The organism is Enterobacter cloacae complex sp. 2024EL-00214 (genome assembly GCF_043945575.1).
Classification (GTDB): Bacteria; Pseudomonadota; Gammaproteobacteria; order Enterobacterales; family Enterobacteriaceae; genus Enterobacter; species Enterobacter cloacae_P.
On the sequence record NZ_JBIMRC010000004.1, the window covers coordinates 108,874 to 127,277 of the forward strand.

Here is an 18,404-nt window from a genome sequence, read left to right on the forward strand (position 1 = left end):
TTTCGCCATGAAACTATTCGCTCAGGACTCGCATCTCGATCTCTCACATCCGCATGTGATGGGTATCCTGAATGTTACGCCTGACTCCTTCTCTGACGGCGGCACGCATAACACACTTATCGATGCGGTTAAGCACGCAAATTTGATGATCAACGCGGGTGCCACCATCATTGATGTGGGGGGCGAATCGACGCGTCCTGGTGCGGCGGATGTTTCTGTGGAGGAGGAGCTGGCTCGCGTGGTTCCTGTGGTTGAAGCTATTGCCCAGCGTTTTGAAGTGTGGATCTCTGTTGATACGTCTAAGCCAGAAGTGATTCGTGAAGTAGCGAGAGTGGGTGCTCACATTATCAATGATATCCGATCGCTTACCGAGCCTGGTGCCATTGAGGCGGCAGCGGAAACCGGGTTACCAGTCTGTCTGATGCACATGCAGGGCCAGCCCAAAACAATGCAGGATGCACCTAAGTACAACGATATCTTTGCTGATGTGAATCGCTTCTTTATTGAACATATTGAACGTTGTGAGCGTGCTGGAATCGCAAAAGAGAAATTGCTGCTCGACCCGGGGTTCGGTTTCGGTAAAAATCTCTCTCACAACTATGAGCTACTTGCTCGCTTGTCAGAGTTTCACCACTTCGGCTTGCCGCTACTGGTTGGCATGTCGAGAAAATCGATGATTGGGCAGTTGCTGAACGTGGGCCCCAGCGAGCGTCTTAGCGGCAGCCTGGCCTGCGCGGTGATTGCGGCGATGCAGGGAGCGCACATTATTCGTGTCCATGACGTCAAAGAAACAGTAGAAGCCATGCGTGTGGTCGAAGCCACACTGGCAGCGAAGGAAAACAAACGCTATGAGTAATCGTAAATATTTTGGTACCGATGGTATCCGTGGCCGCGTAGGCGATGCGCCGATCACCCCTGATTTTGTTCTGAAGCTTGGCTGGGCGGCTGGTAAGGTTCTGGCACGTCATGGTTCCCGTAAAATTATTATTGGTAAAGACACCCGTATTTCAGGCTATATGCTGGAGTCTGCACTGGAGGCGGGTCTGGCGGCTGCGGGGCTTTCTGCCTCCTTTACTGGCCCAATGCCAACACCTGCTGTTGCGTATCTGACGCGTACCTTCCGTGCTGAAGCAGGTATTGTTATTTCGGCATCGCATAACCCGTTCTATGACAACGGTATTAAGTTCTTCTCCATCGACGGCACCAAACTGCCGGATGAAGTGGAAGAAGCGATTGAAGCCGAGATGGAAAAAGAGATCACCTGCGTCGACTCTGTTGAACTGGGTAAAGCGAACCGTATTGTTGATGCAGCGGGTCGCTACATTGAATTCTGCAAAGGCACTTTCCCGAACGAGTTGAGTCTGGGTCACCTGAAAATCGTGGTGGACTGTGCAAACGGCGCAACGTATCACATTGCCCCTAACGTCTTCCGTGAGCTGGGTGCGAAAGTGATTACTATCGGCTGCGAACCTGATGGTCTGAACATCAACGAAGAGGTGGGGGCGACAGACGTTCGCGCTCTGCAGGCACGTGTTCTGGCAGAAAAAGCTGACCTGGGTATCGCGCTGGACGGTGACGGTGACCGTGTGATCATGGTTGACCACGAAGGTAACAAGGTTGATGGCGATCAGATCCTTTATATCATTGCGCGTGAAGGTCTGCGTCAGGGTCAGCTGCGCGGCGGTGCCGTTGGTACGCTGATGAGCAACATGGGGCTGGAGCTGGCGCTGAAACAACTGGGGATCCCGTTTGTCCGTGCCAAAGTGGGTGACCGCTATGTACTGGAAAAACTGCAGGAGAAGGGCTGGCGTATTGGTGCAGAAAACTCAGGCCATGTGATCCTGCTGGACAAAACCACTACCGGAGACGGTATCGTGGCGGGCCTCCAGGTGGTGGCTGCGATGGCGCGTAACCATATGAGCCTGCACGACCTCTGCAGTGGCATGAAAATGTTCCCACAGATCCTGGTCAACGTACGCTTCACCGCTGGTAATGGCGATCCACTGGAAAGCGAAAATGTGAAAGCAGTAATGGCTGACGTTGAAGCCGCGCTCGGTAACCGTGGTCGCGTACTGCTGCGTAAGTCCGGTACCGAACCACTTATTCGAGTAATGGTGGAAGGTGAAGACGAAGCACAGGTGACTGAATTTGCGCACCGTATTGCTGATGCGGTAAAAGCGGCATAGCTGTTCATGCTAAACGCTTAAAAAGGCGGCATTTCCCGCCTTTGTTTTAAGCGATGAATGGCTTTTTGCTGTTTTTTTCCGCAGTTGATACAATGCGTCGAAAATGCCCTTGCGAAGGTCATTCGCTTTGGTTAGTATTCACACCCGCTTCAGTGGGAAACAAAAATCCTGCTAATTGGTCGAAGCATTGGTATGCGGCAAATCCGCAAGGAACAGGTTGATTATGTACGAAGCTCTTTTAGTTGTTTTCCTTATTGTAGCCATCGCTCTTGTAGCGCTGATCATGCTGCAGCAAGGTAAAGGCGCTGATATGGGAGCCTCCTTCGGAGCTGGCGCTTCCGGTACGCTGTTCGGTTCAAGTGGTTCTGCGAACTTCATGACCCGCACAACGGCGATTCTGGCTACGCTGTTCTTCATCATCAGTCTGGTGCTGGGCAATATCAACAGCAACAAGACCAATAAAGGAAGCGAGTGGGAAAATCTGAGTGCTCCGTCTAAAACTGAGCAAACTCAGCCAGCTGCACCGGCTAAGCCAACCAGCGATATCCCGCACTAAGTATTCTGTACCGAGGTGGTGGAATTGGTAGACACGCTACCTTGAGGTGGTAGTGCCCTAACGGGCTTGTGGGTTCGAGTCCCATCCTCGGTACCAATATTCCAGAAGAAAGACGTCGAAAGACGTCTTTTTTTTCGTCTGTAGATTGTGTGCCTCCTAACTTCTGGTGTGTCTCCGAACTTCTGTAGGCCCGGTAAGCGCAGCGTCACACGTCGTGTTGCCCGGTGGCGTTGCGCTTACCGGGCCTACCAAAACCCAAATAAAAAAGGCGTCTATCAGACGCCTTTTACATTTCACATCAGCGATTACTTCTTATCGCTGTGTTCCAGGTTTTCAACCTGTGGCAGGCCATTACCGGAACTGGCAGAGAGCAGGCCATTTTCAACGTAGTTGAACAGCTTCGCACGGGTATCAGTGATGTCCAGGTTACGCATGGTCAGCTGACCAATACGGTCGTCCGGAGAAAACACGGATTCGCCTTTTTCCATTGTCAGACGCTCTGCTTTATAGGTCAGGTTGTCAGACACGGTGTTCAGGATGGAGTAATCATTACCGCGACGCAGTTCCAGAGTCACTTCACCGGTGATGGCGCTCGCCACCCAGCGTTGCAGAGCATCACGCAGCATCAGCGCCTGCGGATCGAACCAGCGACCCTGATACAGCAATTTACCCAACTGACGACCATGAGAGTGATACTGCTCAATGGTGTCCTCGTTGTGAATACCGGTCAGCAGACGTTCGTAAGCGATGTGCAGCAGTGCCATCCCCGGTGCTTCGTAGATGCCACGGCTTTTTGCTTCGATGATACGGTTTTCAATCTGATCGCTCATACCCAGACCATGACGGCCGCCGATGCGGTTTGCTTCCAGCATCAGTTCTACATCGTCAGAGAAGGTCTTGCCGTTCAGGGCAACCGGATGGCCGCGCTCGAAGCGGACAGTCACTTCTTCCGCCTGGATTTTGACGTTCTCGTCCCAGAACTTCACGCCCATGATTGGGTTCACGATCTTCACGCTGGAGTTAAGGAATTCCAGATCTTTTGCTTCGTGTGTCGCGCCCAGCATGTTGGAGTCGGTAGAGTAGGCTTTCTCAACAGACATCTTGTAGTCAAAGCCGCAGGCAATCATAAACTCGGACATTTCATGGCGGCCGCCCAGCTCGTCGATGAAGTCGGTATCCAGCCACGGTTTGTAAATCTGCAGCTCGGCGTTGGTCAACAGACCATAACGATAAAAACGTTCGATATCGTTACCTTTATAAGTGCTACCGTCGCCCCAGATGTTAACACCATCTTCTTTCATGGCGGCAACCAGCATGGTGCCAGTCACGGCACGGCCCAGTGGCGTCGTGTTGAAATAGGTCAGGCCGCCGGTGGTGTTATGGAAAGCGCCGCACTGAATAGCCGCGATACCTTCGGCAACCAGCTGTTTACGGCAATCAATCAGACGTGCGTTCTCTGCACCATACTCTTTAGCGCGACGAGGGATTGCATCATAGTCGTCCTCATCCGGCTGACCCAGGTTCGCAGTATATGCATACGGAACCGCTCCCTTTTGGCGCATCCACAGCAGTGCAGCGCTGGTATCCAGGCCACCAGAAAAAGCGATGCCAATACGTTGTCCTACCGGAAGATGCTTGAGAATCGTCGTCATAAAATAAAACCCTGCTTGATTGACTGATTAGAGACCGCGTTCGCTCTCGATGCATGTTTATGCAAAATAAATGAGTATTCATTTAATCATCTTTTGTCGAAGACCGAAAGAGACTCGTGCGTTTTTTGTAAAAATTTCCCTCAGTTTGACCTGGTGGAAACTGGGTTGACAGGCGGTGTTCACTATCAATATACTGAACGCCGATTTTACGTCCCGTCTTCGGTACCAAATCCCAGCATTATTTGCATTTTCTACCCAAAACGCGTAGAATTTGCCACGTTTCAGGCGCGGGGTGGAGCAGCCTGGTAGCTCGTCGGGCTCATAACCCGAAGGTCGTCGGTTCAAATCCGGCCCCCGCAACCATTTTCCCATAAAGTCATTTTTCAAATATACTGTGAAGACTTAGAGCCTTCGTAGCTGGATTTGAAAAAATTCTTTCGGAAAGTGCTCCAGGCCACCGTTGTGGCTATAGGGTTCAGTTATCTAAAGCCCCGATTTATCGGGGTTTTTTGTTATCTGACTACAGAATAACTGGGCTTTACGCCCTTTTTTTATGTCTTGGGGGTGGGCTTGTCCACATTAGAGCAAAAATTAACAGAGATGATTACTGCACCGGTCGAAGCACTGGGCTACGAACTGGTCGGCATCGAATTCGTTCGCGGCCGTACATCGACGCTGCGCATCTATATTGATAGTGAAGATGGCATCAATGTTGATGATTGTGCTGATGTTAGCCACCAGGTGAGCGCGGTTCTTGATGTTGAAGACCCAATTACCGTTGCGTACAACCTGGAAGTTTCCTCACCTGGCCTCGATCGTCCGATGTTCACGGCCGAGCACTATGTGCGCTTTACCGGTGAAGAAGTGGCTCTCGTTCTGCGTATGGCCGTACAGAACCGCCGTAAATGGCAGGGAATTATCAAAGCCGTTGATGGTGAAATGATCACGGTGGCAGTCGAAGGCAAAGATGAAGTGTTCGCGCTGAGTAATATCCAGAAGGCGAACCTGGTTCCCCACTTTTAACAGTCTGGATTGAGGTGAAAAGCCCGCGATGAACAAAGAAATTTTGGCTGTTGTTGAAGCCGTCTCCAACGAGAAATCACTGCCGCGTGAAAAGATTTTCGAAGCGCTGGAAAGTGCACTGGCTACAGCAACCAAGAAAAAATACGAACAAGAGATCGATGTTCGCGTAGAAATCGATCGTAAAAGTGGTGACTTCGATACATTCCGTCGTTGGGTAATTGTTGAAGAAGTGACCCAGCCGACTAAAGAGATCACGCTGGAAGCGGCACGTTTTGAAGACGAAAGCCTGAACGTGGGCGAGTACGTTGAAGACCAGATTGAATCTGTGACCTTCGACCGTATCACTACCCAGACCGCAAAACAGGTTATCGTGCAGAAAGTTCGCGAAGCCGAGCGCGCGCTGGTTGTTGACCAGTTCCGCGATCAGGAAGGCGAGATCATTACTGGCGTGGTGAAGAAAGTTAACCGCGACAACATCTCTCTGGAGATCAAATCCGAAGGGATGCCGGGTAATGCTGAAGCCGTGATCCTGCGTGAAGACATGCTGCCGCGTGAAAACTTCCGTCCAGGCGACCGTATCCGTGGTGTTCTGTACGCTGTGCGTCCAGAAGCGCGTGGTGCTCAGCTGTTCGTGACCCGTTCTAAACCAGAAATGCTGGTTGAACTGTTCCGTATCGAAGTACCGGAAATTGGCGAAGAAGTTATCGAAATCAAAGCCGCTGCTCGTGATCCGGGCTCCCGCGCGAAAATCGCAGTAAAAACCAACGACAAGCGTATCGACCCGGTCGGTGCTTGCGTCGGTATGCGCGGTGCGCGTGTTCAGGCGGTTTCGACCGAGCTGGGTGGCGAACGTATCGATATCGTTCTGTGGGATGATAACCCGGCACAGTTCGTGATCAACGCAATGGCTCCAGCGGATGTGGCATCTATCGTTGTTGACGAAGACAAACATACGATGGATATCGCGGTTGAAGCGGGCAACCTGGCGCAGGCAATCGGCCGTAACGGTCAGAACGTACGTCTGGCGTCACAGCTGAGCGGTTGGGAACTCAACGTGATGACCGTTGATGACCTGCAGGCTAAGCATCAGGCTGAAGCCCATGCGGCGATTGATACCTTCACCAAATATCTGGACATTGACGAAGATTTCGCCACCGTTCTGGTTGAAGAAGGTTTCTCAACGCTTGAAGAACTGGCCTATGTGCCAATGAAAGAGCTGCTGGAAATTGACGGTCTGGATGAACCAACCGTTGAAGCCCTGCGTGAACGCGCTAAAAACGCACTGACCACCCTGGCACTGGCTCAGGAAGAAAGCCTTGGCGATAAGAAGCCGGCTGATGACCTGCTGAATCTGGAAGGTCTTGATCGTGCGATTGCGTTCAAGCTGGCTGCCCGTGGTGTTTGTACGCTGGAAGATCTCGCTGAGCAAGGCGTTGATGACCTGGCTGATATCGAAGGTTTAACCGACGAGAAAGCCGGCGAACTCATCATGGCCGCACGTAATATTTGCTGGTTCGGCGACGAAGCGTAATAAACTGTAGCAGGAAGGAACAGCATGACTGATGTAACTGTAAAATCGCTGGCTGCCGAGATTCAGACCTCCGTGGACCGCCTGGTACAGCAATTTGCTGATGCAGGGATCCCGAAGTCCGCTGATGATTCGGTGACGGCGAACGAAAAACAAACCTTGTTAGCGCACCTGAACCGTGAACACGGCTCTACGCCTGACAAGCTGACGCTGCAGCGCAAAACGCGCAGCACGTTGAATATCCCTGGTACCGGTGGTAAAAGCAAATCGGTACAAATTGAAGTCCGCAAGACGCGCACCTTTGTAAAACGCGATCCGCAAGAGGCAGAACGCCTTGCCGCGGAAGAGCAGGCACAGCGTGAAGCGGAAGAACAAGCTCAGCGTGAGGCGGAAGCAACTGCCAAACGTGAGGCAGAATTAAAAGCTGAACGTGAGGCCGCAGAAAAAGCGAAATGCGACACCAGTGATAAAGTGAAGCGTGAAGCTGCGGAAAAAGACAAAGTGAGCAATCAACAGACAGACGAAATGACCAAAACCGCCCAGGCTGAAAAAGCCCGTCGTGAAAATGAAGCTGCTGAGCTGAAGCGTAAAGCGGAAGAAGAAGCACGTCGCAAGCTCGAAGAAGAAGCTCGTCGTGTGGCTGAAGAAGCACGCCGTATGGCCGAAGAAAACGAGAAGAACGGTGTTGATACCGCTGAGCAGTCTGAAGACACCAGCGATTACCACGTAACCACTTCTCAGCACGCACGTCAGGCTGAAGATGACAACGACCGTGAAGTTGAAGGCGGCCGTGGCCGTGGTCGCAACGCGAAAGCAGCGCGTCCGGCGAAGAAAGGCAACAAACACGCCGAGTCTAAAGCTGACCGTGAAGAAGCTCGCGCAGCTGTTCGTGGCGGTAAAGGCGGCAAACAGCGTAAAGGTTCTTCTCTGCAACAGAGCTTCCAGAAGCCTGTTCAGGCGGTTAACCGTGACGTTGTGATTGGCGAAACCATCACCGTTGGCGATCTGGCGAACAAGATGGCGGTTAAAGGCTCTCAGGTCATCAAAGCGATGATGAAACTGGGCGCAATGGCGACCATCAACCAGGTTATCGACCAGGAAACCGCACAGCTGGTTGCCGAAGAGATGGGCCACAAAGTTATCCTGCGTCGTGAAAACGAGCTGGAAGAAGCAGTAATGAGCGACCGTGATACAGGTGCTGCGGCTGAACCGCGTGCACCGGTCGTGACCATCATGGGTCACGTTGACCACGGTAAAACCTCTCTGCTTGACTACATTCGTTCTACGAAAGTGGCTTCCGGTGAAGCGGGTGGTATTACCCAGCACATCGGTGCATACCACGTAGAAACCGATAACGGCATGATCACCTTCCTGGATACCCCAGGCCACGCCGCATTTACCTCAATGCGTGCTCGTGGTGCTCAGGCGACCGATATCGTGGTTCTGGTTGTTGCTGCCGACGATGGCGTAATGCCTCAGACCATCGAAGCTATCCAGCACGCGAAAGCGGCGGGTGTGCCGGTTGTGGTTGCAGTGAACAAGATCGATAAACCAGAAGCGGATCCAGATCGCGTTAAAAACGAGCTGTCCCAGTACGGCATCCTGCCAGAAGAGTGGGGCGGTGAAAGCCAGTTCGTACACGTGTCTGCGAAAGCAGGTACCGGTATTGATGACCTGCTGGACGCAATCCTGCTGCAGGCTGAAGTGCTGGAGCTGAAAGCGATTCGTAACGGTATGGCGAGCGGTGCGGTTATCGAGTCCTTCCTGGATAAAGGCCGTGGCCCGGTTGCAACCGTTCTGGTTCGCGAAGGTACGCTGCATAAAGGCGATATCGTACTGTGTGGCTTTGAATACGGCCGTGTTCGTGCAATGCGTAACGAACTGGGTCAGGAAGTACTGGAAGCTGGCCCGTCCATTCCAGTGGAAATCCTGGGTCTGTCCGGTGTTCCGGCTGCCGGTGACGAAGTGACCGTTGTACGTGACGAGAAGAAAGCGCGTGAAGTTGCACTGTACCGTCAGGGTAAATTCCGTGAAGTTAAACTGGCTCGTCAGCAGAAATCTAAACTCGAGAACATGTTCGCGAACATGGCTGAAGGCGAAGTTCACGAAGTGAACATCGTTCTGAAAGCAGACGTTCAGGGTTCTGTGGAAGCGATTTCCGACTCCTTGCTGAAACTGTCTACTGACGAAGTTAAAGTGAAGATCATCGGTTCTGGTGTAGGTGGTATCACCGAAACCGACGCGACCCTGGCTGCAGCGTCCAACGCTATCCTGGTTGGCTTCAACGTGCGTGCTGATGCATCTGCTCGCCGCGTGATTGAATCAGAAAGCCTGGATCTGCGTTACTACTCCGTCATCTATAACCTGATCGACGAAGTGAAAGCAGCGATGAGCGGTATGCTGTCTCCGGAACTGAAACAGCAGATCATCGGTCTGGCTGAAGTTCGTGACGTGTTCAAATCACCGAAATTCGGTGCGATCGCGGGCTGTATGGTTACCGAAGGTACCATCAAACGTCACAACCCAATCCGCGTACTGCGTGACAACGTGGTTATCTACGAAGGCGAGCTGGAATCCCTGCGCCGCTTCAAAGATGACGTTAACGAAGTCCGTAACGGTATGGAATGTGGTATCGGCGTGAAGAACTACAACGACGTTCGCGTTGGCGATATGATCGAAGTGTTCGAAATCATCGAGATCCAACGTAGCATCGACTAATCCAGCAAGGATCAGTCCATGTGTAGGCCGGGATCGCCTCGCGCCACCCGGCAATAATTTTAAAAAGGGGCTTTAGCCCCTTTTTTGTCTGGAGAATTTATTATGGCGAAAGAATTTGGTCGCCCACAGCGCGTAGCGCAGGAGATGCAGAAAGAGATCGCTCTCATCCTGCAACGCGAAATTAAAGATCCACGCGTGGGCATGATGACCACCGTGTCTGGCGTTGAAATGTCCCGTGACCTGGCGTATGCCAAAGTGTTCGTGACCTTCCTGAACGACCAGGACGAAGCTGCTGTGAAAAATGGCATTAAAGCGCTGCAGGAAGCATCTGGCTTCATCCGCTCTCTGCTCGGTAAAGCAATGCGCCTGCGTATCGTGCCTGAGCTGACCTTCTTCTACGACAACTCGCTGGTCGAAGGTATGCGTATGTCCAACCTGGTGACCAGCGTGGTGAAACACGACGACGAGCGTCGTGTTAACCCGACGGACGACAGCAAGGAGGACTGATGAGTCGTCCTCGTCGTCGTGGTCGCGACGTGCATGGTGTGCTGTTGCTGGATAAACCCCAGGGCGCATCCAGCAACGACGTGCTGCAAAAAGTTAAGCGTATTTTTAACGCCAACCGCGCAGGCCATACCGGTGCGCTGGATCCGCTGGCAACCGGTATGCTGCCGATCTGCCTGGGGGAAGCGACAAAGTTTTCCCAGTATCTGCTGGATTCCGACAAGCGTTATCGGGTGATCGCAAAACTCGGTCAGCGTACTGATACCTCTGATGCCGATGGTCAGGTAGTTGAAGAGCGCCCGGTCACTTTTAGCGCTGAGCAGCTGGATGCCGCGCTGGAGAGTTTCCGTGGCGACACGCTGCAGGTGCCGTCAATGTATTCGGCACTGAAGTATCAGGGTAAAAAACTCTACGAATATGCGCGCCAGGGCATTGAGGTTCCGCGTGAAGCCCGCCCGATTACCGTGTATGAACTGCTCTTTATTCGCCACGAAGGTGATGAACTGGAGCTGGAAGTCCACTGTTCGAAAGGCACCTATATTCGTACCATCATCGATGACCTGGGCGAGAAGCTGGGCTGCGGTGCGCATGTTATTTACCTGCGTCGTCTGGCCGTCAGTAAATACCCGGTTGAGCGAATGGTGACCCTTGAACACCTTCGCGCGCTGGCTGAACAGGCTGAAGAGCAGGGGATCTCCCCGGCTGATTTGCTTGATCCACTGCTGATGCCAATGGACAGTCCGGCAGCTGACTTCCCGATCGTTAATCTTCCTTTAACATCGTCCGTTTACTTTAAAAACGGAAACCCGGTTCGCACAACGGATGCACCGCAGGACGGTCTGGTACGCGTGACTGAAGGTGATGACGGTAAGTTTATCGGCATGGGTGAAATGGATGGCGAAGGGCGCGTTGCGCCGCGTCGTCTGGTGGTGGAATATCCGGTCGAAGGCTAAAGGCGATAACGGCTCACCTTGCGATAAGCAGGGGAGACGAGTAGAATATCGCCGCTTAACGATCTGCAAATTGTTTAACAACCTGCGGGTCGTATACTGGGATTGCTGAATTAGAGATCGGCATCCTTACATTCTTTATATTCTGGAGTTTGAAAATGTCTCTAAGCGTTGAAGCTAAAGCTAAAATCGTTTCTGAGTTTGGTCGTGGTACTAACGACAGCGGTTCTACCGAAGTTCAGGTTGCACTGCTGACTGCACAGATTAACCACCTGCAGGGTCACTTTGCAGAGCACAAAAAAGATCACCACAGCCGTCGTGGTCTGCTGCGCATGGTTTCTCAGCGTCGTAAACTGCTCGACTACCTGAAACGTAAAGATGTTGCACGTTACACCGCGCTGATCGAGCGTCTGGGTCTGCGTCGCTAAGTCTTGCGAGTTTCAGAAAAGGGGGCCTGATGGCCCCTTTTTTCAACCAGACGGCAGCAATTCACTGGAAACTATTGTATTGTTGCTATAAATGATCTTCATTGCAGAGGTTCGCGCGGCTAATGAGAGGCTTCACCCATGAGGGTGTCGGTTGTCATTAGTCGCGAGGATGCGAAGAAGATCGGGTTAAATCGTCAGCACACCGGTGGTGTGCTGTCAAACATTTGAGAAAGGACAGAATTTTGCTGAATCCGATCGTTCGTAAATTCCAGTATGGTCAGCATACCGTCACGCTGGAAACCGGCATGATGGCACGTCAGGCTACTGCTGCTGTTATGGTAAGCATGGATGACACTGCGGTATTCGTGACCGTAGTTGGCCAGAAAAAAGCAAAACCAGGTCAGGACTTCTTCCCTCTGACCGTGAACTACCAGGAGCGTACTTACGCTGCCGGTAAAATCCCGGGTGGCTTCTTCCGTCGTGAAGGCCGTCCAAGCGAAGGCGAAACCCTGATTGCGCGTCTGATTGACCGCCCGGTGCGTCCACTGTTCCCGGAAGGCTTCGTTAACGAAGTGCAGGTTATCGCGACCGTTGTTTCCGTTAACCCACAGGTTAACCCGGACATCGTGGCGATGATCGGTGCGTCCGCTGCCCTGTCTCTGTCTGGTATTCCATTCAACGGCCCAATCGGTGCTGCGCGCGTCGGTTACATCAACGACCAGTACGTACTGAACCCAACGCAGGAAGAGCTGAAAGAAAGTAAGCTGGACCTGGTGGTTGCAGGTACTGAAGCGGCGGTTCTGATGGTTGAATCCGAAGCTGAACTGCTGAGCGAAGACCAGATGCTGGGTGCTGTGGTATTTGGCCACGACCAGCAGCAGGTTGTTATCCAGAACATCAACGAACTGGTGAAAGAAGCCGGTAAACCACGTTGGGACTGGCAGCCAGAAGCGGTTAACGACGTGCTGAATGCACGCGTTGCGGCACTGGCAGAATCTCGTCTGAGCGATGCTTACCGCATCACCGACAAACAGGAGCGTTATGCTCAGGTTGACGTGATCAAGTCTGAAACCATCGCGACGCTGGTTGCTGAAGACGAAGCGCTGGACGCTAACGAACTCGGTGAAATCCTGCACGCTATCGAGAAAAACGTTGTTCGTAGCCGCGTACTGGCAGGCGAGCCGCGTATCGATGGTCGCGAAAAAGACATGATCCGTGGTCTGGACGTTCGTACTGGCGTGCTGCCACGTACTCACGGTTCTGCACTGTTCACCCGTGGCGAAACTCAGGCGCTGGTTACCGCAACGCTGGGTACCGCACGTGACGCACAGATCATCGACGAACTGATGGGCGAGCGCACTGACAGCTTCCTGTTCCACTATAACTTCCCTCCGTACTCCGTAGGTGAAACCGGTATGGTGGGTTCACCGAAGCGTCGTGAAATTGGTCACGGTCGTCTGGCGAAGCGCGGCGTGCTGGCTGTGATGCCAGAAGCTGATAAATTCCCGTACACCGTTCGTGTGGTTTCTGAAATCACCGAATCCAACGGTTCTTCTTCAATGGCTTCCGTGTGTGGCGCATCTCTGGCGCTGATGGATGCAGGCGTGCCAATCAAAGCCGCTGTTGCGGGTATCGCAATGGGTCTGGTGAAAGAAGGCGACAACTTTGTTGTTCTGTCTGACATTCTGGGCGACGAAGACCACCTGGGCGATATGGACTTCAAAGTAGCGGGTTCCCGCGACGGTATCTCTGCGCTGCAGATGGATATCAAAATTGAAGGTATCACCAAAGAGATCATGCAGGTTGCTCTGAACCAGGCTAAAGGTGCGCGTCTGCACATCCTGGGTGTGATGGAACAGGCAATCAACGCACCACGCGGTGATATCTCTGAATTCGCTCCACGTATCCACACCATCAAGATCAATCCAGACAAGATCAAAGATGTTATCGGTAAGGGCGGTTCCGTTATCCGTGCTCTGACCGAAGAAACGGGCACCACCATCGAAATCGAAGATGACGGTACTGTGAAGATCGCAGCAACCGACGGCGAGAAAGCGAAATTTGCTATTCGTCGCATCGAAGAAATTACTGCAGAAATCGAAGTGGGCCGCATCTACAATGGTAAAGTGACCCGTATCGTTGACTTTGGCGCATTCGTTGCCATCGGTGGCGGTAAAGAAGGTCTGGTACACATCTCTCAGATCGCTGACAAGCGCGTTGAGAAAGTGACCGATTACCTGCAGATGGGTCAGGAAGTACCGGTTAAGGTTCTGGAAGTTGACCGTCAGGGCCGTATCCGTCTGAGCATTAAAGAAGCAACCGAGCAGTCTCAGCCAGCTGCTGCGCCAGAAGCACAGGCCGCAGAACAGCAAGGCGAGTAAGGTTGCCATTTGCCCTCCGCATTGCGGAGGGCCTATTATCAGGCAGGACGCCTTGTTAAGCCGCCGGGGGACAGGACGTTCATCCAATTGTTGTCTTCGGGAGTGGGAAATGAAGCCTTTTTTGCGCTGGTGTTTCGTTGCGACAGCTTTAACGCTGGCAGGATGCAGCAACTCTGCCTGGCGTAAGAGCGAAGTCCTCGCAGTGCCATTGCAACCGACTTTGCAGCAGGAAGTGATTCTGGCACGCATGGAACAAATTCTTGCCAGTCGGGCTTTAACCGATGACGAACGCGCACAGCTTTTATATGAGCGCGGAGTGTTGTATGATAGTCTCGGTCTGAGGGCATTAGCGCGGAATGATTTCTCACAAGCGCTGGCTATCCGACCTGATATGCCTGAAGTATTCAACTACTTAGGCATTTATTTAACGCAGGCAGGCAATTTTGATGCTGCCTATGAAGCGTTTGATTCTGTACTTGAGCTTGATCCAACTTACAACTACGCGCACTTGAATCGCGGTATCGCATTGTATTACGGCGGTCGTGATAAGTTAGCGCAAGATGATCTGCTGGCGTTTTATCATGACGATCCTAATGATCCTTTCCGTAGCCTGTGGCTTTACATCGCTGAGCGAAAGCTTGATGAGAAGCAGGCCAAAGAAGCACTGAAACAGCGCTTCGATAAATCGGACAAGGAACAATGGGGATGGAACATTGTCGAGTTCTACCTGGGCAACATTAGCGAAGCAACGCTGATGGAACGCCTCAAGGCGGACGCAACGGATAACACCTCGCTCGCTGAGCATCTCAGTGAAACCAACTTCTATTTAGGTAAGTACTACCTAAGTCTGGGGGATAAGGACAGCGCTACGGCACTGTTCAAATTAGCGGTTGCTAACAACGTACACAACTTCGTTGAGCACCGTTATGCATTGTTGGAATTATCGCTCTTGGGCCAGGAGCACGACGACCTGGCAGAATCGGACCAGCAATAGCTGACGACATAAACATCAGCCCGTAATCTTTTGATTGCCATCACCTTAACTGGTGAGGGCGTTGTTGTTCGTCAATACATCTAATTTGAGCCGGTTCACACTTTTCAATGAAAATTGCAGATCATTTTCACGATGAGCTAAGTAGACTGGCCGCCATTGACATTGAGGCACTCGTACTACATGGCTGAATTCGAAACCACTTTTGCAGATCTGGGCCTGAAGGCTCCTATCCTTGAAGCCCTTAACGATCTGGGTTACGAAAAACCATCTCCGATCCAGGCAGAATGTATCCCACATCTGCTCTCTGGTCGTGACGTGCTGGGCATGGCCCAGACTGGTAGCGGTAAAACTGCGGCGTTCTCGCTGCCGCTGCTGAACAACATCGATCCCGATCTGCGTGCTCCGCAGATCCTCGTCCTGGCTCCAACCCGTGAACTGGCTGTTCAGGTTGCAGAAGCAATGACGGAATTCTCTAAACATATGCGCGGCGTAAACGTGGTAGCCCTGTACGGCGGCCAGCGTTATGACGTGCAGTTACGTGCCCTGCGCCAGGGTCCACAGATTGTTGTCGGTACGCCGGGCCGTCTGCTGGATCACCTGAAGCGCGGTACTCTGGACCTCTCTAAACTGAGCGGCCTGGTACTGGATGAAGCAGATGAAATGCTGCGTATGGGCTTCATCGAAGACGTAGAAACCATCATGGCGCAGATCCCGGAAGGTCATCAGACCGCTCTGTTCTCTGCAACCATGCCAGAAGCAATTCGTCGCATTACCCGCCGCTTCATGAAAGAGCCGCAGGAAGTGCGTATTCAGTCCAGCGTTACCACTCGCCCGGACATCAGCCAGAGCTACTGGTCTGTGTACGGCATGCGCAAAAACGAAGCGCTGGTACGTTTCCTGGAAGCGGAAGATTTTGATGCGGCGATCATCTTCGTTCGTACCAAAAACGCGACCCTGGAAGTGGCTGAAGCTCTGGAGCGTAGCGGCTACAACAGCGCAGCGCTGAACGGCGACATGAACCAGGCCCTGCGTGAGCAGACTCTGGAGCGTCTGAAAGACGGTCGTCTGGATATCCTGATTGCAACCGACGTGGCAGCACGTGGGCTGGACGTTGAACGTATCAGCCTGGTTGTGAACTACGACATCCCAATGGATTCCGAGTCTTACGTTCACCGTATCGGCCGTACAGGTCGTGCAGGTCGTGCTGGCCGTGCGCTGCTGTTTGTTGAGAACCGCGAGCGTCGTCTGCTGCGTAACATCGAACGTACTATGAAGCTGACCATTCCAGAAGCTGACCTGCCAAACGCAGATCTGCTGGGCAAACGCCGCCTGGAAAAATTCGCCGCCAAAGTCCAGCAGCAGCTGGAAAGCAGCGATCTGGATCAGTACCGTGCGCTGCTGTCGCAGATCCAGCCTGTTGCTGAAGGCGAAGAACTGGACATGGAAACCCTGGCTGCAGCACTGCTGAAAATGGCTCAGGGCGAACGTAGCCTGATCGTGCCACCAGATGCACCAATGCGTCCTAAGCGTGAATTCCGTGACCGTGACGATCGTTTCGAACGTCGTGGCGACCGTAATGACCGTGGCCCACGTGGTGACCGTCCAGAGCGTGGTGGTGAAGACCGTCCACGTCGTGAGCGTCGTGACGCTGGCGAAATGGAACTGTACCGCATTGAAGTTGGCCGTGATGATGGTGTTGAAGTTCGTCATATCGTTGGTGCGATCGCTAACGAAGGCGACATCAGCAGCCGTTACATTGGTAACATCAAGCTGTTCGGTTCTCACTCCACCATCGAGCTGCCAAAAGGTATGCCGGGCGAAGTACTGCAGCACTTTACTCGCACCCGTATCCTGAACAAGCCGATGAACATGCAGCTGCTGGGCGATGCACAGCCACGTCCTGACCGTGGTGGCGAACGTCGTGGCGGTGGTCGTGGTTTCGGTGGCGAACGTCGTGAAGGTGGTCGCAGCGAAGGTCGCGGTGGTGAAGGTCGTCGTTTCTCCGGCGAACGTCGCGAAAGCCGTGGCCCACGTCGTGACGAAGGCTCAAGCCGTCGCCGTGACGCGTAAGCCTTACGCAACTGACGTAAAGTAAAATATACAGCCCCGATAAACACTATCGGGGCTTTTTTTATTCCTTTTGTACTCCTGTACTGGTACAGTGCTGCACATTAAAATGCATCACCGCATTATTGACTGGAGAAATGGCTGTATGGCGACACTAACCACCACCCAAACGTCACCTTCGCTGCTTGGCGGCGTGGTGATCATCGGCGGAACCATCATTGGTGCCGGGATGTTTTCCCTGCCAGTGGTTATGTCCGGTGCGTGGTTCTTCTGGTCGCTGGCGGCGCTGGTCTTTACCTGGTTCTGTATGCTCCATTCCGGGTTGATGATCCTCGAAGCTAACCTGAACTACCGCATTGGTTCGAGCTTCGACACCATCACCAAAGACCTGCTGGGCAAAGGCTGGAACCTGGTGAACGGCCTCTCCATTGCATTTGTGCTCTATATCCTCACCTACGCATACATTTCTGCGAGTGGTTCGATTCTGCACCATACCTTTGCGGAGATGTCGCTGAACGTCCCGGCCCGTCTGGCGGGGCTATGCTTCGCGCTGGGCGTGGCGTTTATTGTCTGGCTGAGTACCAAAGCGGTCAGTCGCATGACGGCAATCGTGCTGGGTGCGAAGGTCATTACCTTCTTCCTGACATTCGGCAGCCTGCTGGGGCACGTTACCCCGGCGACGCTGTTTAACGTGGCAGAAGCGAATACCTCTTATACGCCGTACCTGTTGATGACCTTGCCTTTCTGTCTGGCGTCGTTTGGCTATCACGGTAACGTGCCGAGCCTGATGAAATATTACGGCAAAGATCCGCGTACGATTGTGAAGTGTCTGGTCTACGGTACGCTGCTGGCGCTGGGACTGTATGTAATTTGGCTGCTGGGGACGATGGGTAACATTCCGCGCCCTGAATTTATCGGTATTGCACAGAAGGGCGGTAACATTGATGTGCTGGTTCAGGCACTGAGCGGGGTACTGAACAGCCGCAGTCTGGATCTGCTGTTGGTGGTGTTCTCCAACTTTGCCGTGGCGAGTTCCTTCCTCGGCGTAACCCTGGGCCTGTTTGATTATCTGGCGGATCTGTTTGGCTTTGATGATTCGGCAATGGGGCGTTTCAAAACCGCGCTGTTGACCTTCCTGCCGCCGGTTGTCGGTGGTCTGCTGTGGCCGAACGGCTTCCTGTACGCCATTGGCTATGCCGGGTTGGCTGCGACTATCTGGGCGGCAATTGTCCCGGCACTGCTGGCGCGTAAATCGCGTAAACGCTTCGGTAGCCCGAAATTCCGCGTCTGGGGCGGCAAACCGATGATTGCGCTGATTCTGGTGTTCGGTTTTGGCAACGCGCTGGTTCACGTCCTGTCGAGTTTTAACCTGCTGCCTGTCTACCCGTAAAATCTCTTGTTGCCCTCTCCCACAAGG

General features: G+C 52.9%; 15 protein-coding genes and 2 tRNA genes. 16 read left to right on the forward strand and 1 reads right to left on the reverse strand.

The features are described from left to right. Window positions 1-7 precede the first annotated feature (7 nt). From folP to ACHHZ6_RS06175, 4 genes are all read left to right on the forward strand, one after another. Window positions 8-856, forward strand: a complete 849-nt coding sequence (gene folP / locus ACHHZ6_RS06160) for a dihydropteroate synthase (protein WP_182272770.1) — start codon at window positions 8-10, stop codon at window positions 854-856. Continuing rightward, entirely contained in the window at window positions 849-2,186 is a 1,338-nt protein-coding gene (glmM, locus tag ACHHZ6_RS06165; protein WP_182272769.1) for a phosphoglucosamine mutase, read from the forward strand. Before folP ends, glmM begins: the two co-directional genes overlap by 8 nt. A 223-nt stretch (window positions 2,187-2,409) precedes the next feature. After that, complete coding sequence (secG, locus tag ACHHZ6_RS06170) at window positions 2,410-2,742, forward strand: preprotein translocase subunit SecG (RefSeq protein WP_182272768.1); 333 nt, start codon at window positions 2,410-2,412, stop codon at window positions 2,740-2,742. A gap of 9 nt (window positions 2,743-2,751) precedes the next feature. Next, window positions 2,752-2,838, forward strand: a tRNA-Leu gene (locus ACHHZ6_RS06175). 209 nt (window positions 2,839-3,047) lie between these two features. On the opposite strand, the gene argG is transcribed toward ACHHZ6_RS06175, so the two are convergent. After that, window positions 3,048-4,394, reverse strand: coding sequence for an argininosuccinate synthase (argG, locus tag ACHHZ6_RS06180; protein ID WP_182272767.1), 1,347 nt, complete (start codon window positions 4,392-4,394; stop codon window positions 3,048-3,050). Window positions 4,395-4,680: 286 nt separating this feature from the next. Here argG and ACHHZ6_RS06185 point away from each other — a divergent pair. The 12 genes from ACHHZ6_RS06185 to mtr all read left to right on the forward strand — a co-directional run bounded on the left by ACHHZ6_RS06185 (window position 4,681) and on the right by mtr (window position 18,377). Further along, a tRNA-Met gene (locus tag ACHHZ6_RS06185) sits at window positions 4,681-4,757 on the forward strand. Window positions 4,758-4,964: 207 nt separating this feature from the next. Continuing rightward, window positions 4,965-5,417, forward strand: a complete 453-nt coding sequence (gene rimP, locus ACHHZ6_RS06190; protein WP_152082405.1) for a ribosome maturation factor RimP — start codon at window positions 4,965-4,967, stop codon at window positions 5,415-5,417. A 28-nt stretch (window positions 5,418-5,445) separates the two neighbouring features. Continuing rightward, window positions 5,446-6,948: a transcription termination factor NusA gene (gene nusA / locus ACHHZ6_RS06195; protein ID WP_028017046.1), complete on the forward strand. Its 1,503-nt coding sequence runs from the start codon at window positions 5,446-5,448 to the stop codon at window positions 6,946-6,948. Window positions 6,949-6,972: 24 nt separating this feature from the next. Continuing rightward, window positions 6,973-9,663 (forward strand): translation initiation factor IF-2, encoded by a 2,691-nt coding sequence (gene infB, locus ACHHZ6_RS06200; protein ID WP_395121910.1) that lies wholly within the window; start codon window positions 6,973-6,975, stop codon window positions 9,661-9,663. Between the two features lie 102 nt (window positions 9,664-9,765). Next, window positions 9,766-10,170, forward strand: coding sequence for a 30S ribosome-binding factor RbfA (gene rbfA, locus ACHHZ6_RS06205; RefSeq protein ID WP_006687890.1), 405 nt, complete (start codon window positions 9,766-9,768; stop codon window positions 10,168-10,170). After that, a complete protein-coding gene (truB, locus tag ACHHZ6_RS06210) occupies window positions 10,170-11,120 on the forward strand; it encodes a tRNA pseudouridine(55) synthase TruB (RefSeq protein WP_182272765.1) in 951 nt (316 codons plus the stop codon). Before rbfA ends, truB begins: the two co-directional genes overlap by 1 nt. Window positions 11,121-11,275: 155 nt before the next feature. Then, the gene (gene rpsO / locus ACHHZ6_RS06215) at window positions 11,276-11,545 is read left to right on the forward strand and encodes a 30S ribosomal protein S15 (protein WP_003861789.1); all 270 of its coding nucleotides are present in this window, start codon (window positions 11,276-11,278) and stop codon (window positions 11,543-11,545) included. A gap of 242 nt (window positions 11,546-11,787) precedes the next feature. Continuing rightward, window positions 11,788-13,926: a polyribonucleotide nucleotidyltransferase gene (gene pnp, locus ACHHZ6_RS06220; protein WP_395121911.1), complete on the forward strand. Its 2,139-nt coding sequence runs from the start codon at window positions 11,788-11,790 to the stop codon at window positions 13,924-13,926. 109 nt (window positions 13,927-14,035) lie between these two features. Continuing rightward, window positions 14,036-14,920, forward strand: a complete 885-nt coding sequence (gene nlpI, locus ACHHZ6_RS06225; RefSeq protein WP_182272763.1) for a lipoprotein NlpI — start codon at window positions 14,036-14,038, stop codon at window positions 14,918-14,920. Between the two features lie 107 nt (window positions 14,921-15,027). Next, window positions 15,028-15,108 (forward strand): protein YrbN, encoded by an 81-nt coding sequence (gene yrbN / locus ACHHZ6_RS06230; protein ID WP_097533792.1) that lies wholly within the window; start codon window positions 15,028-15,030, stop codon window positions 15,106-15,108. Continuing rightward, on the forward strand, window positions 15,101-16,990 hold the full coding sequence (locus ACHHZ6_RS06235; RefSeq protein WP_182272762.1) for a DEAD/DEAH family ATP-dependent RNA helicase: 1,890 nt from the start codon (window positions 15,101-15,103) through the stop codon (window positions 16,988-16,990). Before yrbN ends, ACHHZ6_RS06235 begins: the two co-directional genes overlap by 8 nt. 142 nt (window positions 16,991-17,132) lie before the next feature. Then, window positions 17,133-18,377, forward strand: a complete 1,245-nt coding sequence (gene mtr / locus ACHHZ6_RS06240; RefSeq protein WP_395121912.1) for a tryptophan permease — start codon at window positions 17,133-17,135, stop codon at window positions 18,375-18,377. Window positions 18,378-18,404 lie beyond the last annotated feature (27 nt).

Coding starts and splice junctions, on each gene's coding strand:
- ACHHZ6_RS06235 (WP_182272762.1), top strand. CDS start 15,101: ATGGCTGAATTCGAAACCACTTTTGCAGATCTGGGCCTGAAGGCTCCT.
- mtr (WP_395121912.1), top strand. CDS start 17,133: ATGGCGACACTAACCACCACCCAAACGTCACCTTCGCTGCTTGGCGGC.
- truB (WP_182272765.1), top strand. CDS start 10,170: ATGAGTCGTCCTCGTCGTCGTGGTCGCGACGTGCATGGTGTGCTGTTG.
- glmM (WP_182272769.1), top strand. CDS start 849: ATGAGTAATCGTAAATATTTTGGTACCGATGGTATCCGTGGCCGCGTA.
- nusA (WP_028017046.1), top strand. CDS start 5,446: ATGAACAAAGAAATTTTGGCTGTTGTTGAAGCCGTCTCCAACGAGAAA.
- folP (WP_182272770.1), top strand. CDS start 8: ATGAAACTATTCGCTCAGGACTCGCATCTCGATCTCTCACATCCGCAT.
- nlpI (WP_182272763.1), top strand. CDS start 14,036: ATGAAGCCTTTTTTGCGCTGGTGTTTCGTTGCGACAGCTTTAACGCTG.
- infB (WP_395121910.1), top strand. CDS start 6,973: ATGACTGATGTAACTGTAAAATCGCTGGCTGCCGAGATTCAGACCTCC.
- rpsO (WP_003861789.1), top strand. CDS start 11,276: ATGTCTCTAAGCGTTGAAGCTAAAGCTAAAATCGTTTCTGAGTTTGGT.
- secG (WP_182272768.1), top strand. CDS start 2,410: ATGTACGAAGCTCTTTTAGTTGTTTTCCTTATTGTAGCCATCGCTCTT.
- rbfA (WP_006687890.1), top strand. CDS start 9,766: ATGGCGAAAGAATTTGGTCGCCCACAGCGCGTAGCGCAGGAGATGCAG.
- yrbN (WP_097533792.1), top strand. CDS start 15,028: ATGAAAATTGCAGATCATTTTCACGATGAGCTAAGTAGACTGGCCGCC.
- argG (WP_182272767.1), bottom strand. CDS start 4,394: ATGACGACGATTCTCAAGCATCTTCCGGTAGGACAACGTATTGGCATC.